Source organism: Pseudoduganella rivuli (genome assembly GCF_009674485.1).
Classification (GTDB): domain Bacteria; phylum Pseudomonadota; class Gammaproteobacteria; order Burkholderiales; family Burkholderiaceae_D; genus Rugamonas; species Rugamonas rivuli_B.
This window is the reverse complement of the sequence record NZ_WKJJ01000003.1, coordinates 142,437-153,823: the sequence shown is the minus strand read 5'-3', so window position 1 is coordinate 153,823 and position 11,387 is coordinate 142,437. Positions and strand designations below refer to the sequence as shown.

Below are 11,387 nucleotides of genomic sequence, written 5' to 3'. Positions count from 1 at the left end.
TAGCCGCCGTCACCTGCCCTTTCCGCCTCTGCCATGTTTAGATCGTAAGCAAATGTTACGTTCGAATGAATATTTAATCAAACGATCGTTTGACTTATATCAATCGTTTGAATCTTGTGGTTAAATGTCAAGATGAACGACCGAAACAAAGTCAAGAAATCGCGCTCCGACGGCGAACAATCGCGCGAGCGGCTGTTGCTGGCCGCGATGCGCCTGTTTGCCGAACAGGGTTACGCCAAAGCCTCCACCCGCGAAATTGCCCTGGCGGCGGGCGCCAATGTGGCCGCGATCAGTTATTACTTCGGTGACAAGGCCGGCCTGTATCGGGCCGCTTTTGCCGCCATGTCGCTGGACCCGCACCAGAACATCGCTTCGTACGACCAACCCCACCTCACGTTGCGCCAGTCGCTGGAAATCTTTTTCAGCCAGATGCTGGCGCCCCTGCGCGAAGGCGACATTTCGCAGTTGTGCAACCGCCTGTGGTTCCGTGAAATGCTGGAACCGACCGGGCTGTGGGCCAATGAAATCGAAAACAACATCCGTCCCGAACATGAAGCGATGGCGCGCATCATTTGCCGCCATCTCGGCCTGGCCGAGCCGGATGACGAAATCCACCGCCTGACCTTCTGCGTCGCGTCCCAGGCGCTGCTGCTGATGGTAGGCAGCGACGTGGTCAGCACGATCACGCCGCAACTGCTGAACGGGCCGGATGCGATCGGCCCGTGGATCGAACGGTTCACCGGTTTTGCCGAAGCGATGATCGAGGCCGAAGCACGTATACGTAAAAAGGAATCCTGATGAATTCAACCCATCCTGCGGCGGCGCCGGCCCGGCGTACCACGCTGGCACTGGCAGCCGCCGCTGCATTGGCACTGACTGGCTGCGCGCTGACCGCGCCCCCGGCCAAGGTCGATGCGCCCATTCCCGCGCAATGGCAAGCGGCCCTGCCCCACAACGGCGACGTCACGGACCTCAACCAGTGGTGGCGCAACCAGGGCGACCCGCTGCTGGCGCAGCTGGTCGAAGCGGCGCAGGCGGCCAGCCCGACGCTGGCCCAGGCATCCGCCCGCATCGCGCAATCGCGCGCCGACCGCGTGGCCGCCGGTTCCGCGCTGGTCCCGAATGTCGACTTTGCGGCCAGCGCACAGCGCATGAGCCAGCAGTCGTCCATCCCGACCGGTACCACGGTGCAGGGCGCGTTCCAGGCATCGTGGGAAATCGACGTGTTCGGCGCCAGGCGCTCGGCCCGTAACGCCGCGCAGGCGCGCCTGGAAGGCGCCCATGCGGGCTGGCACGAGGCGCGCGTGTCGGTGGCGGCGGAAACCGCCAACCAGTACTACGGCTTGCGCGCCTGCGAACAAATGCAAACCGTCGCCCTGCAGGATGCGGGATCGCGCGCCCATACGGCGCGCCTGACGGAGCTCAGTTCCAAGGCGGGATTCGTGTCGCCCGCCGATGCCGCCATGGCGCGCGCCAGCGCCGCCGATGGCCGCAACCGCGCCACGGCGCAGCGGGCCACGTGCGACATTGCCGTCAAGGGGTTGTCCGCGCTGACCGCCGTCCCGGAACCGGAATTGCGCAGCCGGCTGGCCGCCGGCGCAGCGACCGCGTACGCGGCCGCCAGCATCGCGCCGCCGGCCGCGGCGCCGTCTTCCAACGCAGGTCCCGCCATTGCCATCGCGTCGCTGCCGGCCCAGGTGCTGAGCCAGCGCCCCGACGTCTACAGCGCGGAGCGCGACGTGGCGGCCGCCAGCTACGACGTCGGCGGCGAGCAGGCGCAACGCTATCCGCGCCTGTCGCTGTCCGGCTCCGTCGGCGCGGCGAATTTCCGCACCGGCGGCCAGAATACGCAACTCGATACGTGGACCGTGGGTCCGCTGGCGCTGCAATTGCCCGTGTTCGACGCCGGCCGCCGCCACGCCAACGTCGATGCCGCGCAGGCGCGCTATGACGCCACCGTCGTCGCCTACCGCGCCACCATCCGCAACGCCGTGCGCGAAGTGGAACAGGCGCTGGTGACGCTGAACGCCACCAGCGAACGCGCCGCCGATGCGCAAACCGCGCTGGCGGGCTACCGCGCCGCGTTCACCGCCACCGAAGACCGCTACAAGAATGGCATGGCCAGCCTGCTGGAACTGGAAGATGCACGCCGCATGCGCCTGGCCGCTGAAAACACGGTGATCGCGCTGCAGCAGGAACGCAGCGCGGCCTGGGTCGCGCTGTACCGCGCGGCCGGCGGCGGCTGGAATCCCGCCGACGTCACCAACACCGCAAACGCCACCGCGAATAACCGATAACGGAACCGACCACTATGAAATCCCTGCAAACCCGTCTCCGTCCCTTACTGGTGCTGATGGCCACCGCCTTTGCGCTGCACGCTGCAATCGCTCCTTCGGCCCAGGCCGACGACAAGGCCGCCGCCGCTCCTAAAGCCGCGCTGACCGTCACCACCGCGAAACCCTCCACCAGCCGCCTGCCGATCACCATCGGCGCCAACGGCAACGTCACCGCGTGGCAGGAAGCGTCGATCGGCAGCGAATCGAACGGCCTGCGCCTGGTGGAAGTGAAAGTCAACGTGGGCGACGTCGTCGACAAGGGCGACGTGCTGGCCACGTTCTCCAGCGACTCCGTGAACGCCGACCTGGCGCAGGCGAAAGCCGCGCTGATGGAAGCGGAAGCCAATGCGGCCGAAGCGATCGCCAACGCCCAGCGCGCCCGCGCGCTCGATACGTCCGGCGCGCTGTCGGCCCAGCAAATCAGCCAGTACCTGACGGGCGAACAAATGGCCAAGGCGCGCGTGGCGTCGGCCAAGGCCGTCGTGGCCAGCCAGCAGTTGCGGCTGAAATACACGCAAGTGACGGCGCCCGACAGCGGCGTGATTTCCGCCCGCATGGCGACCGTGGGCGCCGTGGCCGGCCCCGGCACGGAATTGTTCCGCATGATCCGCCAGGGCCGCCTGGAATGGCGCGCCGAAGTCACGGCGGCCGACCTGCCAAAGATCCGCCCCGGCGCCACCGCCGTGGTGAAAGCCCCGAACGGCGCCGAATTGACGGGCAAGGTGCGCACCGTGGCGCCGACCATCGATCCGCAAAACCGCTTTGCGCTGGTGTACGTGGACTTGCCGGCGGCGAAAGGCAGGGATGCCAACGCCTTCAAGGCCGGCATGTTTGCCAGCGGCCGGTTCGAACTGGGCGCCAGCGAAGCGCTGACCCTGCCGCAGCAGGCGGTGGTGGTGCGCGACGGCTTCAGCTATGTGTTCCGCGTGAACCCGGACAAGAAGGTGTCGCGCGTGAAGGTACAGGCTGGGCGCCGCATCGGCGAACAGGTGGAAGTGGTCTCCGGTCTGGATAGTTCATCGTCCGTGGTGGTCAGCGGCGCGGGCTTCCTCAATGACGGCGACCTGGTGAACGTGGCGGCGGCGCCTGCGCCGGCCCCTGCAGGCAGCGCGGCCAAAGCCGCCAAGCCCCGCTGAATAACGCGGCCCACAACCAGGAGCCCCAGTGAACTTATCATCCTTATCGATCAAGCATCCGATCCCCGCGATCATGCTGTTCTTCCTGCTGTCGTTTGCAGGATTGCTGGCTTATAAAGCCAACCCGGTGCAGGACTTCCCGGACATCCAGTTGCCGGTGGTGATCGTCACCGCCAGCCTGCCGGGCGCCGCCCCGGCCCAACTGGAAACCGAAGTGGCGCGCAAGATCGAAGATGCGATCGCGCCGCTGCAAGGCGTGAAAAACATCCACACGTCCGTGCTCGACGGCGCCGCCACGCTGACGGTGGAATTCAACCTGGAGAAGAACGTCTCCGACGCCGTCAATGAAATCCGCGACGCCGTGGCCCAGGTGCGGGCCGACATGCCCGGCGAGTTGCGCGACCCCGTGGTCAACAAGGTGCCGACCGCGGGCCGTTCGGTCCTGACGTATACGGCGTCGGCCAAGGACGGCAAGGCGTCGGACATCCAGGAGTTGAGCTGGTATGTCGACAACGACGTGACCAAGCGCCTGCTGGCCGTCAAGGGCGTGGGCCAGGTCAAGCGTATCGGCGGCGCGGCGCGGGAAATCCGCGTCGAGCTGGACGACAACCGCATGGCGGCGTTGAAGGTATCGGCGCTGGACGTGTCGCGCCAGCTGCGCATGGTGCAGCGCGAAGCGCCGGGGGGCCGTGGCGACGTGTCCGGCGCGGAGCAATCCGTGCGCACCATCGGCACCGTGAAAAGCGCGGCAGAACTGGCCGCCATCGATATCCCGCTGCCGGAAGGCCGCCATATCCGCCTCGACCAGGTGGCGACCATCACTGACGCCACGGCCGAACGGCGCGCCGTGGCCGAGCAGGATGGCAAGCCGGTGGTGGCTTTTGAAATCTTCCGCACCAAGGGCGCCAGCGAAACGCAGGTGGCCAATGACGTGAAGGCCGCCATCGAGGAAATGCGCAAGGCGCATCCGACGTTCGAGCTGCGCATGTCGATCGACAATGCGGCGCCGATCCATGAAAACTTCGAAGGGTCGATGGAATTGCTGTACGAAGGCGCGATCCTGGCCGTGCTGGTGGTGTGGTGGTTCCTGCGCGACTGGCGCGCCACCCTGGTGGCCGCCGCCGCGCTGCCGCTGTCCGTGCTGCCCGCCTTCCTCGGCATTTATTTGTTCGGCTATACGCTCAACACCGTGACCCTGCTGTCGCTGGCGCTGGTGGTGGGTGTGCTGGTCGACGACGCCATCGTGGAAATCGAAAACATTTCGCGTCACCTGCGCATGGGCAAAACGCCCTACGAAGCGGCAATGGAGGCGGCCGACGAAATCGGCATGGCGGTGATCGCCACCACGTTTGCGCTGGTGGCCGTGTTCCTGCCGACCGCGTTCATGGGCGGCATTCCCGGCCTGTTCTTCAAGCAGTTCGGCTGGACCGCCGTGCTGGCCGTGCTGGCATCGCTGGTGGTGGCCCGTTTGCTGACGCCGATGATGGCGGCCTACCTGCTGAAGCCCGTGGCGCACACCGATGAAGTCGACGGCCCCATCATGCGGCGCTACATGCACGTCATGCAGTGGTGCCTGAAACACCGCCTGATCACGGCCATCGCGTCGGGCGCATTCTTTATCGGCTCCATCATGCTGGTGCCGCTGCTGCCGACCGGCTTCGTGCCGCCGGCCGACCGTGGCCAGACCCAGGTCACGGTGGAATTGCCACCCGGCTCGACCCTGGTTGAGACCCGCGCCATCGCCGAACAGGCGCGCCTGGCCTCGATGGAAGTCAAGGGCGTGACCGGCGTCTTCAGCTCGATCGGTGGCGGTTCGTCGGGCGACGCGTTTGCGCCGGGCGCCGCGGCGGAAGCGCGCCGCGCCGTGCTGACCTTGACCACCGTGCACCGCAACGACCGCAAGGAAACCGTGCCGGAGATGGAGGAAAAGATCCGCGCCAAGCTCAATAACATCCCGGGCGCCCGCTTCACCGTCGGTCCGCAGGATACCGGCGTGAAAATGCAGCTGGTGCTGCAAAGCGAAGACCCGCAGGCGCTGATTGAATCCGCACAAAAAGTCGAGCGCGAATTGCGCACGCTGAAAGGCATCGGCAACGTCAATTCCAGCGCATCGCTGGTGCGTCCGGAAATCATCGTGCGTCCCGATTTCGCCCGCGCGGCGGATCTGGGCGTGACGGCGTCCGCCATCGGCGAAACCGTGCGCGTGGCCACCGCCGGCGATTACGATTTCGACATGACGAAGATGAACTTGCCGGAACGCCAGGTGCCGATCCGCGTCAAGCTGCCGGACGCCGTGCGCGCCGACCTGGACGCCATCGGTCGCCTGACGGTGCCGGGCAAGAACGGGCCTGTCATGCTGGCCACCGTGGCCGACATTTCCATGCAATCGGGCCCAGCACAAATCAACCGCTTGAACCGTTCGCGCAACGTGACGCTGGAAGTGGAATTGAATGGCCGCTCGCTGGGTGAAGTCAACGAGGAAGCCCGCGCACTGCCGTCGATGAAGGCGCTGCCGCCATCCGTGCACATCGCGGAACTGGGCGACGCGCAGGAAATGCAGGCGCTGTTCGCCAGCTTCGGCATCGCCATGCTGATCGGCGTGATCTGCATTTACTGCGTGCTGGTGCTGCTGTTCCAGGACTTCATGCAGCCGGCCACGATCCTGGCGGCGCTGCCGCTGTCGATCGGCGGCGCGTTCGTCGCGCTGCTGATCACCCGCAGCGCGCTGTCGATGCCGTCGATGATCGGCCTGATCATGCTGATGGGGATCGTGACGAAAAACTCGATCCTGCTGGTCGATTACGCCATCATTGCGCGCCGCGAAGGCATGAAGCGTTTCGATGCGCTGGTCGATGCGTGCCACAAGCGTTCGCGCCCGATCCTGATGACCACCATCGCAATGGGCGCCGGCATGATGCCGCTGGCGCTGGGCTGGGGCGCGGACCCGAGCTTCCGCGCACCGATGGCGCGCGCCGTGATCGGCGGCCTGATCACGTCCACCCTGCTGTCGCTGCTGGTGGTGCCGGCCGTGTTCACGTACATCGACGACCTGGAACATTTGATGAAACGCTGCCTGGGCATGCTGCGCAAGCATAAGCATCCCACTGCCGCGCCGCATCATGCGCCACATGAGGCGCCGAAGCAGGTTGAGAACGACGTTATCCCATCCAAGTAATCCCGCAAAGGAGACTGCCATGGAAGTACGCGTGATGGAATTGCCGCCAGTGACACTGGCTTACCTGCGCCACACGGGGCCGTTCGGCCCCGCGCTGGGCGCGTTCTGGCGCGACGTCTTCAATCCGTGGCGCGCCGCCCACGGCTTGATGAACCGCACCACGTACGGTATTGCGCAGGACGATCCGTCGACCACGCCGCCGGAGCAATGCCGCTACGACGCGTGCGTGGAAGTGGCGGATGATTACGTGGCGCCGGCGCCTGCCGCCGTCATGCATTTCCCCGGCGGGCGCTTTGCCGCCGTGCGCTATCGCGGCCCGGCCGCCGACATCGGCAACGCGTGGATGGCGTTTTACAGCAAGGCGCTGCCGGCGTCCGGCTTGCAGGGCATTCCGGGGCCGTGCTTTGAACGCTATGACGCCAGTTACACGGAAGATGCGGCGACCGGCGTGTTCGAGTGCGACCTGTGCATCGCAATCAAGTAGGGCGGATTGGTCTCATCAAGCCGCCATGCATGCAGACCGGCGGCCCAACCACGATGTCAGGTCCCCCACCCTCCCCCCAGCGCACGGTATAAATCCACCGTCGCCACCAGAAGGCGCGCCTTCAATTGCAAGCGCGCCACATCCGCAGCGTACAAGGTGCGCTGCGCATCGAGCTCTTCCAGGTAAGACGCATAGCCGTTGCGGTAGCGGTTGCGCGCGATGCGCAGCGTTTCCGCCGCCTGCGCGCGGCGCTCTTCATTGACGGCCAGTTGTTCGCGCAGGCGGGCAATCGCACCCAGCGCATTATCGGTTTCCGCGAATGCCGCGCGCGCCGTGTTTTCATAGGCGATCAGCGCCTGGTCGCGCTGGAACGCGGCCGCTTCCGTCTGCGCCTGGACCCTGCCCCCATCCGTGACCGGCCCGGCCACGATACCTGCCAGTTTCCACAAATGCGTCGGATCGGCCAGCAGCGCGTGCAAGGTGGACGATTGCAGGCCGCCCTGCACGGTCAGGCGGAACGAGGGCAGCAACTGGTCGCGCGTGGCGGCCAACTGGGCGCTGGCCGCTTGCGCATTGCGGGCGGCGCGGGCCAGGTCCGGGCGGCGCTGCAACAGGTCCGACGGCAAGCCCGCCCCCACTTGCGGCGGCGCCAGGTCCGCCAGCGCGATACCCCGCGCAATCGGTCCGGGATTGCCGCCGGCCAGCACGGCCAGCGCGTTTTCCTGTTCGCACACCTGGCGCTGCAACTGCGGCACCTGCTCGCTGGCGGCCAGGTATTCCGATTGCGCCTGCAGCCATTCAAGTTTGGAGCTGTAACCCACTTCAAACTGGCGGCGCGCCAGCGCGCGCGAACGTTCGCGTATCGCCAGCGTGGCTTGCGCCAGTTCCAGTTGCGCATCGAGGCCCCGCAAATTCAGGTAGCCGGCCGCCACTGTCGCGGCAACCGACAGACGCGCCACGTCCAGGCCCGCCTGCTCGGCCTGGTAACTGGCGCGGGCCGCATCCGTTTGCTGTTGCAGGCGCCCCCACCAGTCGATTTCATACGCGGCCTGGAATTCCGCCACGAACACATTGGCCGTGCGGGGGGCGCCGGTGGCCGTCAACGCGCGGGCGCGGGCCGGCGCCGCATCATAGCCGGCCGTGGGCTGCTGCGCCGAATGCGCCAGCGCTACGCGGGCGCGGTATTCCGCCACCCGGGCCCGGGCGATGCGCACGTCGCCATTGTGTTCCAGCGCGGCGCCGACCAGCGCCGACAGCGCAGGGTCGCCATACGCTTGCCACCAAAGCACGTCGGTCGCGGGCGCACCCGCCGCAGGCGTGCTGCGCCACGTGTCCGGCACGTGCAACGCCGACGGGGGCGGTGGCGGCGCCTTGGCGGCGCAGCCTGCCAACAGTGCGGTTGCCGCCAGCCACGCGGTCATTACCACCGTCGTCGCCACCTTCATTGCCGCGCTCCCGGCGCATCCTTCGGGACCGACGACGTATCGATACTGACGATCACGGACATGCCGGGCCGCAGCCGTTCCGCATCGCCCTGCCCCTGGTCGATGCGGATGCGTACGGGAATGCGCTGTGCGATCTTGACATAATTGCCGGTCGCGTTATCGGCCGGCAGCACGGCAAATTCGGAACCGGTGGCGGGCGAAATGCGCTCGACCTGGCCCGTCATCCGCGCCCCATCCAGCGCATCGACGCGGAACGTCACGCTCTGGCCGATGCGCACATTGTTCATTTGCGTTTCCTTCAGGTTGGCCATCACCCACAGCTGGCGCGGCACCAGTCCCATCAGCTGCGCACCGGTATTCACATACGCGCCCTGGCGCACGGCGACCTGGCCCAATTGTCCGTCGCCGGGCGCCGTGATGCGGGTATTGTCGAGGTCCACCTGCGCCGCTTTCAATGCCGCTTCCGCGTTGGCCACCGCCGCCAGCAGCGATTGGCGGTTGACAGTGACGGCCTGCGCCTGTTCCTTCGCGATCTCCAGCGCGGCGCGCGCCTGCGCCACGGCCGCCGTGCCTTGGGCGCGGGCGGCTTTTTGCGCATCCTGTTCGCGCACGGACAGCGAGCCGTCGGCCACCAGCGCATCGACCCGCGCCAGGTCGGCCTGGGAACGGATTGCCTGCGCCTGCGCATTGGCCAGCGCCGCCTCGTTCAGCGCCACCGTTGCCAGCGCGCCTTTGCGCGACTGTTCCCAGTTGGCCAGCGCGGCCTGCTGCGCCGCCAGTTGCGCCTGTGCCTGTTCCACCCGCTGGCGATAGATGCGGTCGTCCAGCTGCACCAATAAATCGCCCGCTTTCACGTGCTGGAAGTCCTGCACTTTCACGGCCGTCACGTAGCCGGGCAACTGCGTGCCGATCAACGTCACCTGGCCCCGCACCAGCGCGTTTTCCGTGGTGACGATGGGCGTGCTGAAAGGCGGCAGCCGCCACGCATACAGCACCACCAGCACGCCGATGATGGCGACCAGTAAAAAGCCGGCGATGGCAAAGCGCTGAGGGCGGCTGTCGGGCGCAGGCGCGGCCGGGGCGGCGACCGGTGGTTCGGGTGATGCTGGCGCCGACGTTGGGAGGTTGTCGGTTGCGGGTGGGGTTGTACTCATCACGACGATCCCGAATTGTTAAGGGCGACATTGGACAGCCCCGCCTGCGCATCCGGTGGTGGCGCCGGTTTGCAGGCGGTGCAGATATTCCACAGGTGGTGCATCAGCATCCACGCGATGGTGGCCACGGCCACGATGCCGATGGCCAGGAACACGTCATTCCACGCCAGGATATTCGCTTCGCGCGTGGCGGACGCGCCCAGCGCGGCCACGCCCTGCGCACTGCGCAGCGCCGGGTCGCCCACCGCGCCGCCCAGTGCTGCGGCGCTGCCCTGCACGCGGGCCGCCACCTGTGGATCGAGCAGGGTCAAATGGTCGACCAGCTGGCTCGAATGGTATTTTTCGCGCACCACCTGCACCGAGTTGACCAGCGCGGAACCCAGCAAGCCGCCCAGGTTTTGCGCGATGGTGAACATCAGCGAAAAACTGATCAGGTTGCGGGGCGCGGCAATCACGGCGCCGAAACCCGAAATGAAGGTGGGGCCCAGGAAGAACGTGCCGCCGAACGCCAGCAGGAACTGGCTAACCAACATTTGTTCGGGGCGCACCAGGCTGGTGGCGCGGCTGTCCATGAACGCGCCGATGGCCATCAGGACCAGCGCGAACATCAGCGAAGGCTGGATGCGCGCGGGCGAAATCGTCAGCGCACTGGCCGCGATGCCGGCCACGCTGCCCGCCAGCGTGACGATCCACAGCACCTGCATCTGGTCGTTGCTCATGCCCAGCGATTGCAGCAGCCCCACCGTGGCCGACGCTTCGGTCTGCACGATACGGATCAATAGCACGGACGCGGCCAGCCGCAGCATGCTGGCGGTGCTGAGCCAGCGCGTGTTCAATAGCGGCGCCTTGCGGTGATGTTCGATCAGCAGCGCACCGGTCACCAGCACGATCGCGCCGGCCAGGCACCAGCCCAGCCATGGCGCTTCCAGCCACCACACGATGCGGCCCAGCGCCAGCACGGCGCACAGCAAGGCAATCCCGGGCGCAAACAACGCGAAGGTGGCGAAATCGAGTTTTTCAAACGCGCGCACGCGGTCGCCGGGCGGCAGCGGCAGCAACAGCACGCAACCCAGCGCCAGCAGCGCCATGCCCAGCTCGAACAGGTACAGGCCGCGCCACTCGCCGATTTCCAGCAATTCCGATGAAAACAGCCGCGCCAGCGGCAGCGCCAGTTGCGCAAAACCCACGCCGATCACCACGCCCCTGAGCCGGTGCTCCTTGGAGAATGCCTGCAGCACGTAGTACAGCCCCAGCACTGTCAGCGCCGCGCCGCTCATGCCGTGCGCCGCCCGCACGGCAATGGCGGACGCCAGTCCGTGCACGAACAGGTGCGCCACGGTGGCGATCACGTACAGCAGCAAAAACAATTCCGTGAACAGGCGCAGGCCGTATTGCTGCCGGAATTTCACCAGCAGCAAATTCATCGATACATTGGCCATCACATAGGCAGCCGGCAGCCACGCGATTTCCGCCGCATAGACGCCCAGCGAGCCTTGCAGGTATGGCAGGTTGACGGTGACCAGCGCGTTGCCCAGGCCACCCGTCAGCGCCACGATGAAGCCGACCACCAGGTAGGCGATGCGGCGCGATGCCGGATGATGGGGCGTCGACGGAGAGCCCGGCAGCATCGGGCGCTCGTGGGGAAGCCATGTTTGCG

General features: G+C 66.6%; 8 protein-coding genes. 5 read left to right on the top strand and 3 right to left on the bottom strand.

Going from position 1 to position 11,387, the window contains the following annotated elements:
• Positions 1-132: 132 nt before the first annotated feature.
• From GJ700_RS05590 to GJ700_RS05570, 5 genes are read left to right on the top strand one after another with little or no spacing between them, the layout of a single operon-like run.
• The gene (locus GJ700_RS05590; RefSeq protein ID WP_154371681.1) at positions 133-798 is read left to right on the top strand and encodes a TetR/AcrR family transcriptional regulator; all 666 of its coding nucleotides are present in this window, start codon (positions 133-135) and stop codon (positions 796-798) included.
• Complete coding sequence (locus GJ700_RS05585) at positions 798-2,297, top strand: efflux transporter outer membrane subunit (RefSeq protein ID WP_154371680.1); 1,500 nt, start codon at positions 798-800, stop codon at positions 2,295-2,297. Before GJ700_RS05590 ends, GJ700_RS05585 begins: the two co-directional genes overlap by 1 nt.
• Before the next feature lie 14 nt (positions 2,298-2,311).
• Positions 2,312-3,472, top strand: a complete 1,161-nt coding sequence (locus GJ700_RS05580) for an efflux RND transporter periplasmic adaptor subunit (protein ID WP_154371679.1) — start codon at positions 2,312-2,314, stop codon at positions 3,470-3,472.
• A 28-nt stretch (positions 3,473-3,500) separates the two neighbouring features.
• On the top strand, positions 3,501-6,647 hold the full coding sequence (locus GJ700_RS05575) for an efflux RND transporter permease subunit (RefSeq protein ID WP_371867841.1): 3,147 nt from the start codon (positions 3,501-3,503) through the stop codon (positions 6,645-6,647).
• A 19-nt stretch (positions 6,648-6,666) separates the two neighbouring features.
• Positions 6,667-7,131 (top strand): AraC family transcriptional regulator, encoded by a 465-nt coding sequence (locus GJ700_RS05570; RefSeq protein WP_154371678.1) that lies wholly within the window; start codon positions 6,667-6,669, stop codon positions 7,129-7,131.
• A gap of 56 nt (positions 7,132-7,187) precedes the next feature.
• Here the strand turns inward: GJ700_RS05570 and GJ700_RS05565 are convergent, their stop codons facing one another.
• The 3 genes from GJ700_RS05565 to GJ700_RS05555 are packed head-to-tail and all read right to left on the bottom strand — an operon-like array spanning position 7,188 to position 11,358.
• Complete coding sequence (locus GJ700_RS05565; RefSeq protein ID WP_154371677.1) at positions 7,188-8,576, bottom strand: efflux transporter outer membrane subunit; 1,389 nt, start codon at positions 8,574-8,576, stop codon at positions 7,188-7,190.
• The gene (locus GJ700_RS05560; RefSeq protein WP_154371676.1) at positions 8,573-9,730 is read right to left on the bottom strand and encodes an HlyD family secretion protein; all 1,158 of its coding nucleotides are present in this window, start codon (positions 9,728-9,730) and stop codon (positions 8,573-8,575) included. The genes GJ700_RS05565 and GJ700_RS05560 overlap by 4 nt, the downstream gene beginning before the upstream one ends.
• Positions 9,730-11,358, bottom strand: a complete 1,629-nt coding sequence (locus GJ700_RS05555; protein WP_229506821.1) for an MFS transporter — start codon at positions 11,356-11,358, stop codon at positions 9,730-9,732. Before GJ700_RS05555 ends, GJ700_RS05560 begins: the two co-directional genes overlap by 1 nt.
• Between the last annotated feature and the right edge of the window lie 29 nt (positions 11,359-11,387).

Coding starts and splice junctions, on each gene's coding strand:
- GJ700_RS05590 (WP_154371681.1), top strand. CDS start 133: ATGAACGACCGAAACAAAGTCAAGAAATCGCGCTCCGACGGCGAACAA.
- GJ700_RS05580 (WP_154371679.1), top strand. CDS start 2,312: ATGAAATCCCTGCAAACCCGTCTCCGTCCCTTACTGGTGCTGATGGCC.
- GJ700_RS05585 (WP_154371680.1), top strand. CDS start 798: ATGAATTCAACCCATCCTGCGGCGGCGCCGGCCCGGCGTACCACGCTG.
- GJ700_RS05565 (WP_154371677.1), bottom strand. CDS start 8,576: ATGAAGGTGGCGACGACGGTGGTAATGACCGCGTGGCTGGCGGCAACC.
- GJ700_RS05560 (WP_154371676.1), bottom strand. CDS start 9,730: ATGAGTACAACCCCACCCGCAACCGACAACCTCCCAACGTCGGCGCCA.
- GJ700_RS05555 (WP_229506821.1), bottom strand. CDS start 11,358: ATGCTGCCGGGCTCTCCGTCGACGCCCCATCATCCGGCATCGCGCCGC.
- GJ700_RS05570 (WP_154371678.1), top strand. CDS start 6,667: ATGGAAGTACGCGTGATGGAATTGCCGCCAGTGACACTGGCTTACCTG.